Genomic DNA, 18852 nt, shown 5'->3' with positions numbered 1-18852 from the left:
TCTTGTAGGAGATTGGGAACATGCTTACGCGTTGGCTCGCAGTACCCTTGCTCGCTTTGGCGGCCACTTCCTCCAGTTGGGCCGCCGGTTGTCCGGCGCTGCTGCAAGGCAGCCTGCCGGAGCTACGCGGCAAGGGCCAGGTCGATCTGTGCCAGCGCTACGCTGGCAAGCCGCTGGTGGTGATCAATACCGCCAGCTACTGCGGCTTCGCGCCGCAGTTCGAGGGGCTGGAGGCTGCCTACAAGGAGTATCACGAGCAGGGGCTGGAAATGCTCGGCGTGCCCTCCAACGACTTCAAGCAGGAAGATGCCGATAGCGAGAAGACCGCCAAGGTCTGCTACGCCAACTACGGTGTCACCTTCACCATGACCAAGACTCAGCCGGTGCGTGGCAAGGATGCGATTCCGCTGTTCGTCGAACTGGCACAGCAGAGCAGCGCACCCAAGTGGAATTTCTACAAGTATGTGGTGAACCGGCGAGGCGAAGTGATCGGCAATTTCTCCAGCCTGACCAAGCCGGATGATCCGGCGTTCCGGGCGGCCATCGAGAAGGCCATTGCTTCGCAGCCCTGATGCCGTGCTGTCTCATGCGGGCGATCAGTGCGGGTGCACGGTGATGGCCACCAGGCGCATCACCACGGGCCGTACCATCAGCACGCAGACGAACGCCACCGGCATCGCCAGTTGGTAGGCCTGGAGCACTTTGCGCAAGTAGTCCTGGTCGATGCCGGTCGTGGCAGCGGTGATCACGAAGCACATCAGCATCGCCATGATCGCCGACATGTAGAACGCGAAGACATAGGGTGTGGCACTGGCGCGGAGCTTGCGACGGCGTGGCTGGGGCAAAGGGGTCATGAGGGCGCCTCTCGGTTGGACATGAGAAGCCCAGGTTAACAATGGTCAGTTGTGCGCTGTAGACCAGCCGGGTTGAGTTCTTTATAAAGAGATTCTTACGAATCCCAAGAGCCCAGCCATGGATCTGCTCAATGCCATCCGCAGTTTCATCAAGGTCGTCGAGGCCGGCAGCATTGCCGGTGCTGCGCGCACACTGGGCCTGAGTGCGGCAGCGGTCAGCCAGAACCTGGCGCGCCTGGAGGCGCACCTGCAGGTCCGCCTGCTGTCGCGCAGCACGCGCAGCATGGCGCTCACGCCTGCTGGCAGCCAGTATTACAGCCGGGTCAAGCATGTAGAACGTGACCTGATCCTGGCCGAACAGGAGGTCACCACTCCCGATACCGAGCCGCAGGGGCGCTTGTGCATTGCCGCCTCATCGGCATTCGGGCGCCGCATCCTGGCGCCCCTGATTCCTGCCTTCAGTGCACGTTATCCGCTGCTTTCGATAGAAATGGTTGCGAGTGATCGCCGGGTCAGTCATGCCCGCGAAGATGTCGATGTCAGTCTGCGTATCACGCCGCAGCTGGAAGATCATCTGCTGGCGCGACATATCGCCCGGATTCCGTTCATCTGTTGCGCCTCGCCGGGATATCTGGCCAGGGCTGGCCGACCGACCACGCCCGAGGCGCTGCGTGATCATCGCTGCCTGGTGTTGCGTTATCCGGTCGATGGTCGCCTGCTGCGCTGGGGCTTCGTGCGTGATGGCATGCGCTTCGAGGCGGAGTTCGACAATGTGTTGATCAGCGACGACATCGAGGCCCTTGCGGAAATGGCGCTCAACGATGGTGGGGTGACGCGCCTGGCCGAGTTCCTTGTGCGTCCGCACCTGGACAGCGGTCAGTTGGTGCCGTTGTTCGACTCTGCCCAACCTGGCGAGGCCTATGCGCAGACCGAACCGATGGATGTGTTCCTGTGCGTGGCCGATCGCTTTGCCATGACCACCAAAGTGCGGGTATTCATGGAGTACCTGCAGGCGAGCCTTGGCGAGCATTGGCGCGTGCAGGCATGAAAAAACCGCCACGAAGGCGGTTTTTCATGCAGCCTGAACCCACTCAGAAGCGGTAGGTGAGCGACGCTCCGATGCCGTGAGCGCTGTTCTCGTACTTGGCCTGGTAGGTGCCTTTGGTGGCGCTGGCCAGGTTCACCTTGGTGTCCTCTTCCCACAGGTAGGAGTAGGCCACGTCGATGGTCACGTCGTCGGTCGGGCTATAGCCGGCACCCAGGCTGAAGATCTTGCGATCGCCAGTAGGGATGCGCGGAGAGCGGTCGTGGTTGTTGGTTGGCGACTGGTCGACGGTGAAGCCGGTGCGCAGGGTCCACTCCTTGTTCACCTTGTACGAGGCACCGATGGCGTGAGCCCAGGTGTCGTGCCAGTTCTGCTCTTCGCTGATGGTGCCGAACTGGCCGGCCAGCGGTGCAGGGACGTCGTTGGTGACGGTGATGTCCTTCAAACGGCTCCAACGGGTCCAGGTGCTGCCTGCGTACAGGGTCCACTGGTCGTCGAGTTCGTGGGTGACCGAGAAGTCCACCGACTCGGGCGTCTTGATCTTCAGGTCGGCGTCGAATTTGCTGCCGCTGAACGGGCCGATCAACGCGTTGTTGATCTTGGTCTTGCCTTCGAGCTTGTAGTCGACCATCGAGTGGTAGGTCAGGCCGAGGCGGGTGCGGTCGGTGGCCTGGACCAGGATACCGATGTTGTAGCCAACGGCGGTGTCATCACCCTTGATCTTCACTTCGCCATCGTTGCGGCCAGGGGAGCGCGGGTTGATGGTGCTCGAACCCAGCTCGCCCTCGATGCGGTTGATGGTCGGGCCGAAACCGATCGACACCTTGTCGTTGAAGGCGTAGCTGACGGTCGGCTGGAAGGTGACCACTTCGACGTGGCTCTTCTTGCCCCAGTAGCGTGCCGCGTGGTTGCTGCCGTAGTCGGTGACCAGGCCGAAGGGCACGTAGACGCCGAAGCCCAGGCTCCAGTGATCGTCGATTGGCTTGACATAGTAGCCCATGGGCACGCCTACGAACGGCACCATGTCACCGTCCATTTTCCCGCCCAGGTTGCTGCCGCGGCCGGAAATGTCGGTCTTGGCGATGACGGCTGCGCCGCCTACGGTGATCTGTTCGCGCTTGAGGCGCGACATGCCGGCAGGGTTTCCGTAAATGGTGCTGGCATCGTCGGCAGAGGAAGAACGACCCGCAAAACCTGTCCCCATGCCACTGACGCTCTGTTCGTTGAGGGCGAAGCCGCTGGCGAACAGTTGGCTGGAAGCGAGCGCGATAGCGACGCCGAGAGAGGTTTTGAGCATGACTGTTTTCATTATTAGAACTCCTTGGGATCTCCGGGCGAAAAGCTACCAACAAATCACGCACTACGCCATAGCCTGTATCGGCGGAGATAGAGCGGTTTTGTAGGACAATCCGACCAAAATTCCCTTTTTTCCGGTTTGCTTGTAGGGCGGTTCTTAAGATGCCTGGGACATTATCGGATTTACCCAGCAATGCCAGGCCTGCGTGAAGTCGCGCAGGCGTCCCTGGGGGTGGAATGTCTGTCGCCAGATTCGTGCGAGCCCTAGAAGATCGTCGGGGGCGGGTAGGGGAGTGGCTTGCTCTTCGATGAGCATCCATGCGATGGCAGTGGCATAGCGCAGGTTGACGGTCAGTTCCAAGTGCGGGCCGCCAAGGAAGGCATGCTGACTGGCAAGCCCGCGTATCAGGCTCGCCAGCTCGGGATCGCGGGCCAGGTAATCGTCCCAGAGCGTTTGATGGCGCGTCTCGCCGATCCTGTACAAGCCGTGACCGCGACGGTCATGCAGGGCTGCTCCAAGGCTGGACTGGCTAGCTGCGACGCCCAGCAGCAAGGCTTCGGCGCTCGCGCTATGGCGATCCAGGTAGATCAGCGTGGGGCGGATCACATATTGATTCAACTCGTTCGCAGCGATACCCATGATGCCCTCGAACTGTCAGGGGCCGACGGGCGCTGGAGCTTGGCAGCTAATGGATGATCAGGCCCGCCGGAAGCGGCTCGCACCGCTCGAGTTGAAGTGTAGTGTGATAATCATGGTGTAAAGGGCTGTTTTTAAATCGATTGCTGCCGCAGCGTCTCTGCCATATGCCTTGTGGCAATTAAGCAAAGAGCGTTTCGGGCAGCAATCAAGGGCGGTCATTCATGGGGTGAATCCTCACCCATTCATTCATGCGACCAACGACTGGCGGGTGCGATCGATCACCGCCTGCAGCGGCTCTGCGTGGGTGTATTGCTCTGGATACAGGCGCTCGGTGTGGCAGGCCACGCCGTGTTCGTCGACCAGGGTGAAGCTGAAGCTGCCCTTGCGAGGGGCAACGATGAGGCACTTCAGTGGGGCGAAGGCCTGAGAAAGCGTGCCGAAGGCGCGCTGGATCTGATGGTGATTAGTCATTTTTTTAGATTTCCTGCTCAAGACACGGGATTCGATCCGTGCACAATAGAAACGTTCCGGTGACGCCTTTATTAAGGGAGGCGAAAAACCTGACCGGAACAGAGCAGCCAGAGGTAGCGCAAGCACAAGTAAGGCGCCGGGCTGACTGGTAGGTACTTCGGAAGGCGGGCAGCATCCCACGGACCAGGTTCGAGGCCACTGGGTGAAGACCCGATCAATTTGTCATTAGGTGATTCGTGCTGGAGCGGCTGTTGCCGTCGAGGGAATCATCGAGTGGGCCGGTCCTGGTTTCAGCGGTGCTACCCGGGGAGGGTGGCCATTCGCAAGGACGTTGCGGCCAGAATTGACGTTCAGCTTGGTACTAACGGCGGCCACACTACTGGAAGGTTTGCGGCATGGCAAGCGTTTTTTGATTTTTCTTCAGCGAAGCCGATCATTATCTCTGTTTGCAGGTCATCTGTGAAGAAGTGAATTGCGGCGAAACGGCGCTGTTTTCCCGCCGTGGTGCAAGCCCGCGCACTTTGTTGGCGCACTTGTGCACACTTGGAGCATGACTTGTAACTGTTCTGCAACGTCTTCGCCGGGCGCCGCCAATGACTTGACTGAGCCCTTAAGTCAATGAAAAAAAACACTTATTTAGGCTGGTGAAAAAATCGTCAGTTTGACTGTAAGCCCCATTCCACAGGGGTTTGCGGGCGCCAAGGGGGGGTTGTCCACCGAGTTATCCACAGGTTCTGTGGATTGTCCCTAGGGCTTGCTCTAGGACGGGCGTGCCAGCTGTTTTCGGAAGGGTCCGACACCTAGCCATGGAAAATACTTACCGCCCTTCTCTGGGGTGAAAACGTCAAGAAAAGAACCATGAAATATTTTTTTCCGACGCCCCAACGTTGCCCCGGGCCTTTGTCAAAAAAATCGAGTAGAGTGGCGCGCCTCTCGAATCACCATCGCTGTTGTCATGAAGTTTCGTGGTAAATCCCCCGCCGGTTCCCCCGCCATTGCGCCGTTGGTTTCTCCCAAGCGCTTTTCCCTGAAAGTGGCCCTGTGGCTGCTCGACAACCCGCGCCTGGCTGACAAGCGCAGCGTCAAGCACCTCGCCGGGCGCATGCTCAAGCAACCCGCCCGGCAGGGCGTGGTGGTAGCGCAGAGTCGCCTGGGGCAGATGCTCTGCCGTGACTGTGGCACTGCGCGGGATCGGCGTATCGGCCATGAGCTGCTGCGCCAGGCCGCCCGCGCCGGTGACAGTCGGGCTCAGCTCGAATATGGCCGGTTGTGCCAGGCGCAGGATCCCGAGCAAGCGCGGTACTGGCTGGAGCTGGCGGCGGGACAGGGTTCGCAGGAGGCGCGGCGGCTGCTTGGCCTGCTGCCTTCGGTGCAATAGCACCGGCAAAAAACCTGTAAGCTGCGCACAATCTAAGCGTTGACCGGAGCAAGCATGGCAGTGGACCTGGCCAGTATTCTATTGGGCATCGTGGCTGCCGCGGTGCCGTGCCTGGGGTGGGTGTTGCAGGTCCAGCGTCGGCTCGCCGTCCGCCAAACCGAAACCGGCCTGATGCAGGAACGCCTGAGTGCCGCGCAGTTGGCCCAGGCTGGCCTGCAGGCGCAGCTCGAAGCCTGCCGCGACGAGATCAGCGACCTCAGCGAAGCCAACAGCCACAAACAGGCGACGCTTGCTGCGCAGAATCGCGAGCTGGAACTGTTGCAGATCGAGCGCGACAACGCGCGCGATGCCGCCCATGCCTGGAACCTGGAGCGCGCGACCCGCGAAGCCGAACTGCGTCGCCTGGAGGCTCAGGCTGCGCGGCTGGACGCCGAACTGCGCGAGCAGCAGGAAAGCCACGCCCAGCGCCTGGACGACTTGCAGGAAGCCCGCGATACGCTACGTGCCCAGTTCGCCGAGATGGCCACCAAGATTTTCGACGAGCGCGAGCAGCGCTTCGCCCAGACCAGTCAACAGCACCTGGGACAATTGCTCGATCCGCTCAAGGAGCGCATCCAGGCCTTCGAAAAGCGTGTCGAAGAGAGCTACCAGCAGGAGGCCCGCGAGCGCTTCTCGCTGGGCAAGGAGCTTGAGCGCCTGCAGCAACTCAACCTGCGCCTGTCTGATGAGGCCACCAATCTCACTCAGGCGCTCAAGGGCCAGAAGACCCAGGGCAACTGGGGCGAGCTGATTCTCGAACGGGTACTGGAGCATGCGGGCCTTGAGAAAGGCCGCGAGTATCAGACCCAGGTCAGCCTGAAGAGCGCCGATGGCGAGCGTTTCCAGCCCGATGTGCTGATCATGCTGCCGGGGGACAAGCACGTGGTGGTCGATGCCAAGGTCAGCCTCACCGCCTACCAACAGTTCGTCTCCGGCAATGACGAGGCGGCGCTCAAACAGCACGTGCAGTCCTTGCGCAGTCACGTCAAAGGCCTCTCCAGCAAGGATTACAGCCGGCTGGATGGCTTGCACAGCCTGGATTTCGTATTGCTGTTCGTACCCATCGAAGCGGCCTTCTCGGCAGCGCTGCAAGCGGAGCCGGGCCTGTTCCAGGAAGCCTTCGACCGACAGATCGTCATTGTCAGCCCCACCACCTTGCTCGCGACCCTGAGGGTCATCGACAGCCTGTGGAAGCAGGAGCGTCAGGGCCAGAACGCCCGCGAGATCGCCGAGCGTGCGGGTTGGCTGTACGACAAGTTCGTGCTGTTCATCCAGGACCTGGACGAGCTCGGTGCGCGCCTGCAGCAGGTCGACAAGGCCTACGCCGCAGCGCGCAACAAACTGTGCGAAGGGCGCGGCAACCTGATCAGCCGCAGCGAGCAGCTCAAGCTGCTGGGCGCGCGCGCCAGCAAGAGCTTGCCGGCCGACCTGCTGGAGCGGGCGCTGTCGGATGAGGCGCTGGCCGATGCGACGCTTACTGAACCAGGCTCAGATGCCGATTGAGCAACGCACGCAGGGCGGCGGGCTTGACCGGCTTGGCCAGGTAGTCCAGCCCTGCAGCATGCACCTGGGCGATGGTTTCGTTGCGCCCGTCGGCACTGATCACCACGCCTGGAACGGGTTCGCCCAGACGCGTGCGTAGCCAGGCCATCAGGCCAGTACCGGTTTCGCCGTCGTCCAGGTGGTAGTCCACCAGCGCCAGGTGCGGGCGCATGCCCTTCAATAGCAGCGCCTCGCACTCGGCCTGGTTGCGTGCGGTCCAGACCTGGCAGCCCCAGCGCCCGAGCAGGCTGTTCATGCCGATCAGGATGCTGTCTTCGTTGTCCACGCACAGCACCTGCAGCCCAGCGAGCGGTTGTCCGCCCGGTTCCACGGGCGCTGCGGGCGCTGCCACCGGATGCCTGGCGATCGGCACGCTGACTCGGAACACGCTGCCCTTGCCTGGCCATGAGCGCACTTCCAGGCGATGCCCGAGCACCCGGCACAGGCCATCGGCGATTGCCAGGCCCAGGCCCAGGCCTTTTTCGGCGCGGGTCTGATGGCTGTCCAGGCGTTTGAACTCCTGGAAGATCACCTGCAGTTTGTCGTCGGCAATGCCCGGACCGCGATCCCAGACTTCCAGCCAAAGGTGCTCGCCTTCGCGTCGAGCGCCCAGCAGGATCGGGCTCTTGCCGTAACGCAGGGCGTTGGTGAGGAAGTTCTGCAGCACCCGGCGCAACAGTTTCATGTCGCTGGCGACTTGCAGCCGGCTGCCGCGCAGGCGGAATTCCAGGCCTTTCTCGGCCGCCAGTACCTTGAACTCGGCGCCCAGGGTGTCGAACAGTTCGTTGAGCGCGAAGGGTTTGATGTCGGGGGTGACCTTGCCGTTCTCCAGGCGCGAGATGTCCAGCAGGTCGCTGATCAATTCCTCTGCCGAGCGCAGCGAGCTGTCCATGTGCTGCACCAGTTGCTGGGCCTCTTCACTCAGGCCCTCGGCCTGTTGCGACAGGGCGGCGGAGAACAGCCGCGCGGCATTCAGCGGTTGCATCAGGTCGTGGCTGACGGCAGCGAGGAAGCGGGTCTTGGACTGGCTGACCGCCTCGGCATGGCTCTTGGCTTCCGACAACGCCTGGTTCAGTTGCGACAGCTCGTGGGTGCGTTCGGCCACGCGCTGCTCCAGGCCCTCGTTGGCGTCCTTGAGCGCCTGTTCGGCTTCGCGGAACGGGGTGATGTCGGTAAAGCTCATGACGAAGCCACCGCCGGGCATGGGGTTGCCGATCAGTTCGATCACCCGCCCGTTGGGGAACAACCGTTCCGAGGTGTGCGCCCGGCCCTGGCGCATCCAGTGGAGGCGCCTCGCCACGTGCACCTGCGCCTCGCCCGGGCCGCACAGGCCGCGCTCGGCGTTGTAGCGGATGATGTCGGCGATCGGTCGGCCGACACTGATCAGCCCGTCGGGGTAATTGAACAGTTCGAGATATCGACGGTTCCAGGCCACCAGATGCAGGTTCTGGTCGACCACACTGATGCCCTGGTTGATGTTCTCGATGGCGCCTTGCAGCAGGGCGCGGTTGAACTGCAGCACCTCGCTGGCTTCGTCGGCGATGCGCACCACGTCTTCGAGCTGCATGTCGCGGCCTTCGATGGCGGCCTTGACCACCGCACGGGTGGAGGAGGTGCCGAGCACGCCAGCGAGCAGACGCTCGGTGTGTTCGATCCAGTCGCCGTCGGCGTTCTGGTTGGGGTTGAAGCCCTTGCCCTGGCGGTAGGCGAAGCGGATGAAGCTCTGCCGCGCGCGTTCCTCGCCGACGAAACGCGCGGCAAGGTTGAGCAGATCGTCGATCTGCACGGCCAGCAGGGGGCGGCTGCTGGGGCGGGCGCTGGTTTGCTGGCCGATGAAGCGCCCGGCCTGCCAGTGCTCGGAAACCCGGGTGCGCGACAGAATCGAGACCCAGGCAAAGAGCATGAAGTTGCCCGCCAGCGACAGCACCACCCCTTGTGTCAGCGGGGTGATCGGCAGGTCCAACGGGTTGCCGTGCAGCCAGGCAAGGCCGGGGAACAACTGCAGTGACCAGCCCAGGCTATGGGCGGCGATCGGCAGCACCAGGGTGTAGAACCACAGGAAGATGCCCGCAGCGAGGCCGGCGAACACGCCGCGGCGGTTGGCCTGCTTCCAGTACAGGGCGCCGAGCATCGCCGGGGTCAGCTGGGTGACTGCGGCGAAGGCGATCTGGCCGATGGTCGCAAGGCTGGCGGTGGAACCGAGCAGGCGATAGCTGACGTAGGCCAGCAGCAGGATGACCACGATGGTCACCCGGCGCACCGAGAGCATCCAGTGACGGAACGCCTCGAACGGGCGCTCGGCGTTGGTGCGTCGCAGCAGCCAGGGCAGCAGCATGTCGTTGGACACCATGGTCGACAGCGCCACCGCCTCGACGATCACCATGCCGGTAGCGGCCGAAGCGCCGCCGATGAAAGCCAGCAGGGCCAGGCTCGGGTGGGCTTCGGCCAGCGGCAGGCTGATGACGAAGGAGTCGGAAATCACCGTGCCCGGCAGCAGCATCTGCCCGGCCAGGGCGATCGGCACCACGAACAGTGCCGCCAGCACCAGGTACAGCGGGAACACCCAGCGGGCCAGGCGCATGTCCTGAGGCTCGATGTTCTCGACCACGGTGACGTGGAACTGCCGCGGCAGGCAGATGATCGCCATCATCGCCACGGCGGTCTGCACCACCATCGATGGCCAGTTGATCGTCTCCTGCCAATAGCTTTCCAGGTGGATCGACTGGCGCGCCTGGCTGAACAGGTCGTCGAAGCCGTCATACAGGTTGAACACCACGAAGGCGCCCACGGCAAGAAACGCCAGCAGCTTGATCAGGGACTCGAAGGCGATCGCCAGCACCATGCCGCGATGGTGCTCGGTGACATCCAGGCTGCGCGTGCCGAAGACGATGGCGAACAGCGCCAGCACCAGCGACACCACCAGCGCCGTGTCCTGCACCCGGGTGCCGGTAGCGTCGGGAGTGGCCCCGATCAGCAAGTTGACGCCGAGCACGATGCCCTTGAGCTGCAGGGCGATGTAAGGCAGCACGCCGACCAGACAGATCAGTGCAACCACCACCGCGAGCGTTTGCGACTTGCCGTAGCGGGCGGCAATGAAGTCGGCGATCGAGGTGATGTTCTGCTGCTTGCTGATCAGCACCATCTTCTGCAGCACCCAGGGTGCGAAGATCAGCAGCAGCACCGGGCCCAGGTAGATCGGCAGGAACGCCCAGAGCTGCTCGGCCGCCTGGCCGACGGCGCCGAAGAAGGTCCAGCTGGTGCAGTACACCGCCAGCGACAGGCTGTACACCCAGGCGCGCAGGCGCGGCGGCAACGGCGTGCTGCGACGGTCGCCGTAGAAGGCGATGGCGAACATGATGGCCATATAGGCCAGGGCGACCACGGCGATCAGCCCGCTGGACAACGACATGCAAACTCCGGAGCAAAAATGAAAACGCGGTCCCGATCAATCAGTCTGGCACGCGTGCGCGGGTTCGTCAGCGCAGACGATGGTCGCAGTGGCAGGTGGTCGCAGGGGGGCTCTAGATCTTCGCCCCTCGCGTCCCCAGGTAATAGAACAATGCCGCCAGCACCACCGACAGCACCAGCAGGTAGAACACCGCCACCGGCACTACATACCCCAGGGCAAACCCAACCAGTACCGGCCCCAGTGCCGCGCCGAGGTTGGAAAGGTTCTGCGCGCCATAGTAGACGCCGCGAAGATGCTCCGGCGCGATCAGGTCGATGAACATGTACTCCGCCGGGATCACGATGATCTCGCCGAGGGTGAACACCAGCATTGCCAGGCACCAGCCCAGCACCGAGCCTGCCAGCGAGAAGCCCAGCAGCCCGGCGATGAACAGCGCCATCCCGGCCATCAGCCAGGGCATCAGGTACTGACGGCTGATGCGTCTGCCGATCAGGTATTGCAGGGCGATCACCGTCACGGCGTTGGTCGTCACCAGCACCCCGACCAACCGCGCCGCTTCGCTGGCGTGGGCCGTCACCACCAGGTATTGCGACAGGTAGGCGGTGAACTGGCCGAACACCACTGCACTGAGGGCTCCGCCCAGGGTGAAGCACACCAGGCGCCGGTCACGCGCCAGCCCGATAGCCACTTGCATGAAGCCGGCGCCGGGCAGTTGCGGCTCGCTGGGGCGTAACTGCCGATCGCCCAGACGCTGGTAGACCAGGCACATGAGCAGGCCGATCAGCGCCGAGACCAGGAACGGCAGATGGCCATCGAGCTCGATCAGCGCCACCCCCAGCAGCGGGCCGACGGCATAGCCGATGTTGCTGAGGGTGTACTTGATGGCGAACACCTCGGCGCGCTCCTCCACCGGCAGCAGGGCGCAGAATCCGGCCTTGCTGGCGATGTCGACCACCGCCAGGGCGAGGTTGATCAGCACCAGGCACAGGAAGAACAGCGCCACCGAGGGGCTCAACATGGCGACGGCGAACGACAGCGTGAACACCAGGGTTGCGACGATGATCACCGTATGGTTGCGCAGCGTGTCGACCAGATGTCCGCCATACAGGCTCAGCAACGAGGCGACGATCAGTGCCCCGCCGATCAGCAGGCCGATATGGCTGACCGACATCTGGAAGCTGTCCGACAGATAGACGACCAGATAGGGCAGGGTGATCGCGCGCGCCAGGGTCAGCACGAAGGTGGTGAGCAGCAGCAGGCGGACAGCGGAAGGGTAGCGTTTGAGTGCGGCGAGCATTGCCACGTCCTTGTTGTTGGAGTTGTCGCAGGCAGCAAGCATAAGCCACCGGCTCTGGCTTGCGCTATATCTGCAAAATAGATAACAGATAGAGAAAATAACCGTTATATGGATATTCTTTGCGGGCATAAGATGATTCCACCTTACACGAGGAATCTTTGCCATGACCTGCCCACAGACCCGCGCTGCGTCCTTGCGGCCCTTCCACCAGTTGGCCCGCCCGCTGGAAGTGATCCGTCAGTTCACCCCGAACTGGTTTGCCGCGACCATGGGCACCGGCGTTCTGGCCCTGGCCTTGCGACAGTTGGAGATTCCGGCTCTGCACGGCGCGGCAGAGGGGTTGTGGTGGCTGACCGTCGGCCTGTTCATCTTGTTCTGCGTCCTGTACGGCGCGCGCTGGCTGCTGTTCTTCGACGAGGCACGGCGGATCTTCGCCCACTCCACGGTCTCGATGTTCTTCGGCACCATCCCCATGGGCCTGGCGACCATCCTCAATGGCGCGCTGGTGTTTGGCCTCGAGCGCTGGGGCGACGGCGTGGTGCCTTGGGTCGAGGCGCTTTGGTGGGTTGACGTGGCGCTGGCACTGCTGTGTGGCGTGGCAATCCCTTATCTGATGTTCACCCGCCAGGAGCACAGCATCGACCAGATGACTGCAGTGTGGTTGCTGCCGGTGGTAGCGGCCGAGGTGGCGGCGGCCAGTGGTGGTCTGCTGGCGCCGCACCTGGCGGATGTCCATGCGCAGTTCCTGGTGGTGGTGACCAGCTACGTACTGTGGGCGGTGTCGCTGCCGGTGGCGTTCAGCATCCTGACCATCCTGATGCTGCGCATGGCGCTGCACAAGCTGCCGCCGGCCAACATGGCCGCATCCAGCTGGCTGGCGCTGGGCCCGATCGGCACCGGGGCGCTGGGCATGCTGCTGCTGGGCGGCGATGCACCGGCGGTGTTCGCGGCCAATGGCCTGGGGAACCTGGGTGAAGTGGCACGCGGGTTGGGGCTGGTGGCCGGGATGGTGTTGTGGGGAGCCGGCCTGTGGTGGCTGCTGACCGCGGTACTGATCACCCTGCGCTACATGCGCCAGGGCATGCCGTTCAATCTGGGCTGGTGGGGTTTCACCTTCCCGCTGGGGGTTTACAGCCTCGCCACCTTGAAGCTGGCGGCCTGGCTGGGCCTGGGTTTCTTCACGGTGTTCGGGCAGGTGCTGGTGGTGATGCTGGCGCTGCTCTGGCTGGTGGTGGCGAGCCGCACACTCAAAGGCGCTTGGCGTGGTGAGCTGTTCACCTCGCCCTGTATCGCAAATCGTTGAATGTGCTGACCTTTTAGTGGGTGGTCGCGCCCCCCCGGTTACCTGGCAGTGCTTGAGAACGCTGCGTACCTGTGGGAGCGGTTTACCCGCGAAGAAGCCACCGTGGCTTTCAAGCCGATAGGCGGAGGATTGACAGCGTTCAGGGCAGCAGGAATACTCTCGGAAAAATTCATATATATGTTTATATAACAAGACGAGAGACAGGCCCCATGAACACACTGCCCGGTGATGCGCGTCTGCCCCGCTACCAACAGCTGCGCGACCATATGGTCGAGCAGATCGCCAACAACCGCTGGCGCCCCGGTGAGGCCATTCCCACCGAAGCGGCCCTGGCCAGCGAGTTCGACATGTCGGTCGGCACCGTACGCAAGGCCGTCGATGTGCTGGTGACCGAGGGCGTGCTGGAGCGCCAGCAAGGCCGCGGCACCTTCATTCGTCGGCCGCAGTTTCAATCCTCGCTGTTCCGCTTCTTTCGCTTCGAGTCGGCCAACGGCGAACGTGCCGTGCCCGAGAGCCGCATCCTGTCCATCGAGCCAGTCCCGGCGCCCTCGGCGGTTGCCAGTGCCCTGGGCTTGGCGCCGGAAGCCGACGTCATTCACATCGTGCGCCTGCGTCTGCTCGGTGCCCAGCCGGTGTTGGCAGAGGAAATCTGGCTGCCACGGCAGACGTTCCAGCCACTGCTTGAGGTCGAGCTGGACCGCAAGGGCCCGCTGCTCTACCCGATCTACGAAGAGCTGTGCGGTCAGGTGGTGGCCTATGCCGAGGAGACCCTCACGGCCGAGTCGGTCGATGCCGTTCACGCGCGCCTGCTGCAGATGCCGGAGGGCAGCCCGGTGGTGGTGATCGAGCGTCTGGCCCGTGACTACGCCGGCAAACCGTTGGAATGGCGCCGTTCGCGCGGCCATGCCGAGCACTTCCGCTACCGCATCGATATTCGCTGACCGGGCGTTTCACGCCCCGTTGTGACTTCCGGCGCCGTGCCAGCACGGTGCCGTGGTTCTGCCTGCCTGGCCGGCGTGCGTCCGGCTGCCCCTGACCTCGCACACACGACATAGAAGGATAAGAAATCATGTTCAGTTGGTATCGCGAAATCACCTCGCGCGAACGCAAGACGTTCTGGGCCTGCTTTGGTGGCTGGTCGCTCGACGCCCTTGAAGTGCAGATGTTCGGCCTGGCCATCCCGGCGCTGATCGCCGCGTTTTCCCTGACCAAGGGCGATGCTGGGCTGATCAGTGGCCTGACGCTGGTCACCTCCGCGATCGGTGGCTGGCTTGGCGGTACGTTGTCCGACCGTTACGGCCGGGTGCGTACCCTGCAATGGATGATCCTCTGGTTCTCCTTCTTCACCTTCCTGTCGGCCTTCGTCACCGGCTTCTACCCGCTGCTGTTCGTCAAGGCCATGCAGGGCTTCGGCATTGGTGGCGAGTGGGCCGCAGGCGCGGTGCTGATGGCCGAGACCATCAACCCGAAATACCGCGGCAAGGTCATGGGTACGGTGCAGAGCGCCTGGGCCGTGGGCTGGGGCCTGGCGGTGGGCCTGTTTGCGCTGATCTATTCGCTGGTGCCGCAGGAGTTCGCCTGGCGGGTGATGTTCTTCGTCGGCCTGCTGCCGTCGCTGCTGATCATCTGGGTGCGGCGCAACGTACCCGAGCCGGACAGCTTCCAGCGCCTGCAGAAGGAAAAGGCCATTCCCGTCAGCTTCACCAAGTCCATGGCCGGCATCTTCCGTCCTGAACTGCTGCGCGTGACCCTGCTGGGCGGACTGCTGGGTTTGGGTGCCCATGGTGGTTACCACGCGGTGATGACCTGGCTGCCGACCTTCCTCAAGACCGAGCGCAACCTCTCGGTGCTCAACTCCGGCGGCTACCTGGCGGTGATCATCTTCGCCTTCTGGTGTGGTTGCGTGGTCAGTGGCCTGCTCATCGATCGCATTGGCCGGCGCAAGAACATCCTGTTGTTCGCCCTGTGCTGCGTGCTGACGGTACAGGCTTATGTGTTCTTCCCGCTGAGCAATACGCAGATGCTGTTCCTCGGCTTCCCGCTGGGCTTCTTCGCCGCCGGCATTCCCGCGAGCCTGGGGGCGTTCTTCAACGAGCTGTACCCGGCTGATGTGCGCGGTGCCGGGGTGGGCTTCTGCTACAACTTCGGCCGGGTGCTGTCGGCCGTGTTCCCGTTCCTGGTCGGTCACATGAGCGAATCCATGTCGCTGGGGGCCGCCATCGGCATCGATGCCGGCATCGCTTACGGCGTGGCGGTGATCGCCGCACTGTGTCTGCCGGAAACCCGTGGTCGCAACCTCGAGGCCCCGGTCTCGCCGCAGGTTGCGGGTGCGGTCGCCAAGTAACCTTCAATCTTCCCGAATGAGCATCATGCCGCAAACCCCTGTATCCCCGTTCACCGCGATCGACAGCCACGCCCACGTGTTCAGCCGTGGGCTGAACCTGGCAGCGGAGCGCCGTTACGCACCCACCTACGATGCGCCGCTGGGCGACTACCTGGCCCAGCTGGCCGGGCACGGTTTCAGCCATGGCGTATTGGTGCAGCCGAGCTTTCTCGGCACCGACAACAGCTACCTGCTGGCGGCGTTGCAAACCGCGCCCAGGCAATTGCGCGGCGTGGTGATGCTCGAGCCTGGCGTTGCGCGCGACACCCTTGAGCAGATGGCGCGCCTCGGTGTACGCGGGGTGCGTCTGAATCTGATGGGGCAGGCCCTGCCTGATCTGCGCGACGCCGGTTGGCGGCCACTGCTGGAGCTGATCGGCGATCTGGGCTGGCATGTCGAACTGCATCGACAGGTGGCCGATATACCGGCACTGGTGCGTGCCTTGCAGCCCTATGGTGTGGATATCGTGATTGATCACTTCGGCAGGCCGGATGCGCGCCTGGGGTTGGGGCAGCCGGGATTTGCCGAGCTGCTGACCCTCGGCGGGCAGGGCACGGTGTGGGTGAAGGTATCGGGGATCTATCGATTGGGCGGCGCGCCTGGGCAGAACCTGGATTTCGCCCGCCAGGCCCTGTGCGCCCTGGAGGCGCACTATGGCGCGGACCGGTTGATGTGGGGCAGCGACTGGCCGCATACCCAGCATGAATCGGTGATGAGCTTTACCGCGGTGGTCGAGCAGTTCGATGCCCTGGGCTGCTCGGCGTCGTTGCGTCGGGCGCTGTTGGTGGACACGGCGCGGGGGTTGTTCGGGTTCGCGTAGGAGCGGAGGTTCGTCGCTCCGACTTGCCCGTGAAAGGCATACCGTGATGCATGGCACCGGCTACGCCGGTGTTCGCGGGACCAGCCCGCTCCTACAGGGATTGGGCTGGTCTTTCGATTTTGAGCAGGACAGTGCTCCTGCAAGTATGTTTTTCGCGGGCAAGCCCGCTCCTACAAGGGGAGCTCGGGCTGTCAGAGTTGGAACCGGCTGATCATCTGCTGCAATTGCCCACCCAGACGTGCCAGTTCGACGCTGGACACCGAGGTCTGCTCACTGGCCTCGGCGGTCTGCTCGGAAATGTCCCTCACCGTCACCACGCTGCGGCTGATCTCCTCGGCCACGGCGCTCTGCTGCTCGGAGGCGGCGGCGATCTGCTGGTTCATCAACTGGATGCCCGACACCCGCTGAGTGATGCCCTCCAGCGCAACGCCGGCTTCGCGTACCAGTGCCACGCTGCTTTCGGTCAGGCTCTGGCTTTCTTCCATCAGGTCGCTGACCGAGCGCGTGCCTTGCTCCAGGCTGCTGATCGCCGATTCGATTTCTTCGGTCGAGGCCTGGGTGCGCTGGGCCAGGCTGCGTACCTCGTCGGCGACCACGGCAAAACCACGACCGGCCTCGCCAGCGCGGGCGGCCTCGATGGCGGCGTTGAGCGCCAGCAGGTTGGTCTGCTCGGCCACGGCCTTGATCACGTCCATCACCTTGCCGATGCGTTGGCTTTCGTTGCGCAGGGCGTCCATCGCCTCATTGGTGGCGTCGACCTGACTGGCCAGGCGGCCGATCTGGGTCACGGCGCGGGTGACCACACTGTCGCCTTCGCGAGCCTCGAGATCGGTGGCGCTGGCGGCCACCGAGGCTTCGCCGGCATTGCGCGCGACTTCCTGCACGGTGGCGGCCATTTCCTGCATCGCAGTGGCGACCTGGTCGGTCTCCTGGCGCTGGCTGCTGGCGCCGGCGCTGGTTTGCGCGGTGATCGCCGAGAGCTCTTCGGTGGCACTGGCAATCTGCGAGATGCCGTCGCGCACGCCGCCGATCAGCTGGCGCAGCTTGGCAGTCATGCCATGCAGGCTGTTCTGCAACTGGCCGAGTTCATCGCGGCGATTGCTGCTGGGTTGTTCGCCCAGGTTGCCGTCGGCCACCTGCTCCATGGCGCGCAGCACCCGTTGCAGCGGCTGGCTGATCTGCCGGGCGATCAGTATCGCCAGCAGGGCACCGAGCAGCAGGGCAAGGGCGGTGGTGGCGAACTGCAGCGTCTTGGCGAACTGACTGTCATTGACCACGGCCACTGCCTGGCTGTCGAGCAATTGGCCGATCAGGGTGGTGAGGGTCGCGACGTCATTGCCCATGTTGGCGCGGTAGTCCATCAGTTTGCGGGTTTCGCCGCGGAAGGCCTCGACGGCGACGGCATAGGCGCGCACCTGTTCGTTCAGTTGGCGGAATTGCTCGGCGAACTGGCCATTGAATACCGCGGTCAGGGCTGGCAGGTCGTTCACCGTGGTGGTGATCTGTGCATTCATCGCCTGCTCGGTGTCGGTGTTGGTGTTGCCGGTGTAGCCACGCACCTGGTAGCGCAGCAGGATCAGGTTCTCGCGGATCTGATTGATCGCTTCGCTGCGCACGTAGCGCTGTTCGGCATCGGGCAACGCGCGGACCTGCTTGCGGATGCTGTCGATCGTGGCGAACGACTGGGTGGCAAGCCCACCCATCTCCTTTTGCGCCGCGCGCATGGTGCGGTAAGACTGCAGGCTCTGTTCCTGGTTGCGGGCGTAGGCCTGCAGGGCCTGCTCGGCCTTGTCGAGGGTCTGCAGGTTGGTCGCGTTGCGCAGGATGCCGTGGAGTTTCGCCAGGGGGGCCTGGAAGGCCGCCAGTGCCTGCTGCAACGCCTTGCCTTGTTCTTCGTCACCATTGGACATGGCGTGGCGCAAGCGCGCCTCGCGCAGATCGCCCAGGGCATCGTTGAGTGCGGAGACGTCGCTGACCACTTCGCTGCGCCGCACCAGGCTGCCCAGGGCGTCCCAGCCGATCAGCGACTGGGCCAGGGTCAGCACGAGGACCAGGCCAAAACCGAGGCCGAGTTTGTGTGCGATCTTCAGATCGCCGAACCAGGTGAACATCTGCTGCTGTGCTCCTTTTCTTGTGCGTTGGAGGAGAGCCGAAGGCTGATCCTGTTATCGGATGTAGTCATCTATATGAATTATCGGCAGCCTTGCAACATTCTGAAAAGGGGTTGCAGAAAAAATAATGGCATATAGCCATTAATTGGTTCGTTGGCGTGATGCGCTTCGCAGGCCTGTTGCCAGGGGTGGGCAATCGCGTGCAGATTTGTGGCTTCTCGCGATGAGCGGACCTCCAATTGACAACGCCCTCTCAGGAACAAG

Annotated in this window: 15 protein-coding genes and 1 pseudogene; 8 read left to right on the top strand and 8 right to left on the bottom strand. The window is 63.3% G+C overall.

All coding sequences use genetic code 11. The features are described from left to right. Positions 1–20 precede the first annotated feature (20 nt). Positions 21–572 carry a glutathione peroxidase gene (locus ACNFHO_RS06800; RefSeq protein WP_063545841.1) on the top strand — a complete coding sequence of 184 codons (552 nt, stop codon included), beginning with the start codon at positions 21–23 and terminating at the stop codon, positions 570–572. A gap of 24 nt (positions 573–596) precedes the next feature. Here the strand turns inward: ACNFHO_RS06800 and ACNFHO_RS06795 are convergent, their stop codons facing one another. Next, positions 597–854 carry a DUF2798 domain-containing protein gene (locus tag ACNFHO_RS06795; protein WP_063545840.1) on the bottom strand — a complete coding sequence of 86 codons (258 nt, stop codon included), beginning with the start codon at positions 852–854 and terminating at the stop codon, positions 597–599. 118 nt (positions 855–972) lie between these two features. Here ACNFHO_RS06795 and ACNFHO_RS06790 point away from each other — a divergent pair, with 118 nt between their 5' ends. Further along, positions 973–1902, top strand: coding sequence for a LysR family transcriptional regulator (locus ACNFHO_RS06790; RefSeq protein ID WP_054890936.1), 930 nt, complete (start codon positions 973–975; stop codon positions 1900–1902). Between the two features lie 43 nt (positions 1903–1945). On the opposite strand, the gene ACNFHO_RS06785 is transcribed toward ACNFHO_RS06790, so the two are convergent. The 3 genes from ACNFHO_RS06785 to ACNFHO_RS06775 all read right to left on the bottom strand — a co-directional run bounded on the left by ACNFHO_RS06785 (position 1946) and on the right by ACNFHO_RS06775 (position 4306). After that, positions 1946–3208, bottom strand: a complete 1263-nt coding sequence (locus ACNFHO_RS06785) for an OmpP1/FadL family transporter (RefSeq protein ID WP_065862202.1) — start codon at positions 3206–3208, stop codon at positions 1946–1948. Positions 3209–3352: 144 nt separating this feature from the next. Next, complete coding sequence (locus ACNFHO_RS06780) at positions 3353–3835, bottom strand: hypothetical protein (protein WP_063545838.1); 483 nt, start codon at positions 3833–3835, stop codon at positions 3353–3355. A 246-nt stretch (positions 3836–4081) separates the two neighbouring features. Continuing rightward, the gene (locus ACNFHO_RS06775; protein ID WP_054890933.1) at positions 4082–4306 is read right to left on the bottom strand and encodes a hypothetical protein; all 225 of its coding nucleotides are present in this window, start codon (positions 4304–4306) and stop codon (positions 4082–4084) included. A gap of 955 nt (positions 4307–5261) precedes the next feature. On the opposite strand from ACNFHO_RS06775, the gene ACNFHO_RS06770 reads away from it, so the two are divergent. Both ACNFHO_RS06770 and rmuC read left to right on the top strand, forming a co-directional pair. Beyond that, positions 5262–5684, top strand: coding sequence for a tetratricopeptide repeat protein (locus ACNFHO_RS06770; protein WP_054890932.1), 423 nt, complete (start codon positions 5262–5264; stop codon positions 5682–5684). 168 nt (positions 5685–5852) lie between these two features. Then, positions 5853–7226: a DNA recombination protein RmuC gene (rmuC, locus tag ACNFHO_RS06765; RefSeq protein WP_416765892.1), complete on the top strand. Its 1374-nt coding sequence runs from the start codon at positions 5853–5855 to the stop codon at positions 7224–7226. On the opposite strand, the gene ACNFHO_RS06760 is transcribed toward rmuC, so the two are convergent. Together ACNFHO_RS06760 and ACNFHO_RS06755 are read right to left on the bottom strand one after the other, a co-directional pair. Then, positions 7198–10674, bottom strand: a complete 3477-nt coding sequence (locus ACNFHO_RS06760; RefSeq protein WP_416765721.1) for a NahK/ErcS family hybrid sensor histidine kinase/response regulator — start codon at positions 10672–10674, stop codon at positions 7198–7200. The genes rmuC and ACNFHO_RS06760 overlap by 29 nt on opposite strands. 112 nt (positions 10675–10786) lie before the next feature. Then, positions 10787–11971 carry an MFS transporter gene (locus ACNFHO_RS06755; RefSeq protein WP_416765891.1) on the bottom strand — a complete coding sequence of 395 codons (1185 nt, stop codon included), beginning with the start codon at positions 11969–11971 and terminating at the stop codon, positions 10787–10789. Between the two features lie 163 nt (positions 11972–12134). Here ACNFHO_RS06755 and ACNFHO_RS06750 point away from each other — a divergent pair, with 163 nt between their 5' ends. The 4 genes from ACNFHO_RS06750 to ACNFHO_RS06735 all read left to right on the top strand — a co-directional run bounded on the left by ACNFHO_RS06750 (position 12135) and on the right by ACNFHO_RS06735 (position 16477). After that, positions 12135–13274, top strand: coding sequence for a TDT family transporter (locus ACNFHO_RS06750; RefSeq protein WP_323454590.1), 1140 nt, complete (start codon positions 12135–12137; stop codon positions 13272–13274). Between the two features lie 209 nt (positions 13275–13483). Next, entirely contained in the window at positions 13484–14215 is a 732-nt protein-coding gene (locus ACNFHO_RS06745) for a GntR family transcriptional regulator (protein ID WP_416765719.1), read from the top strand. Between the two features lie 128 nt (positions 14216–14343). Next, a complete protein-coding gene (locus tag ACNFHO_RS06740; protein ID WP_065862196.1) occupies positions 14344–15618 on the top strand; it encodes an MFS transporter in 1275 nt (424 codons plus the stop codon). A 16-nt stretch (positions 15619–15634) separates the two neighbouring features. Then, on the top strand, positions 15635–16477 hold the full coding sequence (locus tag ACNFHO_RS06735) for an amidohydrolase family protein (RefSeq protein ID WP_416765716.1): 843 nt from the start codon (positions 15635–15637) through the stop codon (positions 16475–16477). A 191-nt stretch (positions 16478–16668) separates the two neighbouring features. Here the strand turns inward: ACNFHO_RS06735 and ACNFHO_RS06730 are convergent, their stop codons facing one another. Together ACNFHO_RS06730 and ACNFHO_RS06725 are read right to left on the bottom strand one after the other, a co-directional pair. Next, positions 16669–17532 carry a methyl-accepting chemotaxis protein gene (locus ACNFHO_RS06730; protein ID WP_371926213.1) on the bottom strand — a complete coding sequence of 288 codons (864 nt, stop codon included), beginning with the start codon at positions 17530–17532 and terminating at the stop codon, positions 16669–16671. Next, positions 17524–18588 (bottom strand): annotated as a pseudogene (locus tag ACNFHO_RS06725) (methyl-accepting chemotaxis protein); the annotation flags it as partial. The gene ACNFHO_RS06730 and the pseudogene ACNFHO_RS06725, both read right to left, overlap by 9 nt. Positions 18589–18852: the final 264 nt, after the last annotated feature.

It is taken from the genome of Pseudomonas sp. NY15374 (assembly GCF_048068255.1).
GTDB lineage: Bacteria > Pseudomonadota > Gammaproteobacteria > Pseudomonadales > Pseudomonadaceae > Aquipseudomonas > Aquipseudomonas machongensis.
Note: the sequence above shows the minus strand (reverse complement) of the source record. Positions and strands in the feature narration are given on the sequence as shown.

Coding starts and splice junctions, on each gene's coding strand:
- ACNFHO_RS06800 (WP_063545841.1), top strand. CDS start 21: ATGCTTACGCGTTGGCTCGCAGTACCCTTGCTCGCTTTGGCGGCCACT.
- ACNFHO_RS06795 (WP_063545840.1), bottom strand. CDS start 854: ATGACCCCTTTGCCCCAGCCACGCCGTCGCAAGCTCCGCGCCAGTGCC.
- ACNFHO_RS06790 (WP_054890936.1), top strand. CDS start 973: ATGGATCTGCTCAATGCCATCCGCAGTTTCATCAAGGTCGTCGAGGCC.
- ACNFHO_RS06785 (WP_065862202.1), bottom strand. CDS start 3,208: ATGAAAACAGTCATGCTCAAAACCTCTCTCGGCGTCGCTATCGCGCTC.
- ACNFHO_RS06780 (WP_063545838.1), bottom strand. CDS start 3,835: ATGGGTATCGCTGCGAACGAGTTGAATCAATATGTGATCCGCCCCACG.
- ACNFHO_RS06775 (WP_054890933.1), bottom strand. CDS start 4,306: ATGACTAATCACCATCAGATCCAGCGCGCCTTCGGCACGCTTTCTCAG.
- ACNFHO_RS06770 (WP_054890932.1), top strand. CDS start 5,262: ATGAAGTTTCGTGGTAAATCCCCCGCCGGTTCCCCCGCCATTGCGCCG.
- ACNFHO_RS06760 (WP_416765721.1), bottom strand. CDS start 10,674: ATGTCGTTGTCCAGCGGGCTGATCGCCGTGGTCGCCCTGGCCTATATG.
- ACNFHO_RS06755 (WP_416765891.1), bottom strand. CDS start 11,971: ATGCTCGCCGCACTCAAACGCTACCCTTCCGCTGTCCGCCTGCTGCTG.
- ACNFHO_RS06750 (WP_323454590.1), top strand. CDS start 12,135: ATGACCTGCCCACAGACCCGCGCTGCGTCCTTGCGGCCCTTCCACCAG.
- ACNFHO_RS06745 (WP_416765719.1), top strand. CDS start 13,484: ATGAACACACTGCCCGGTGATGCGCGTCTGCCCCGCTACCAACAGCTG.
- ACNFHO_RS06740 (WP_065862196.1), top strand. CDS start 14,344: ATGTTCAGTTGGTATCGCGAAATCACCTCGCGCGAACGCAAGACGTTC.
- ACNFHO_RS06735 (WP_416765716.1), top strand. CDS start 15,635: ATGAGCATCATGCCGCAAACCCCTGTATCCCCGTTCACCGCGATCGAC.
- ACNFHO_RS06730 (WP_371926213.1), bottom strand. CDS start 17,532: ATGACTGCCAAGCTGCGCCAGCTGATCGGCGGCGTGCGCGACGGCATC.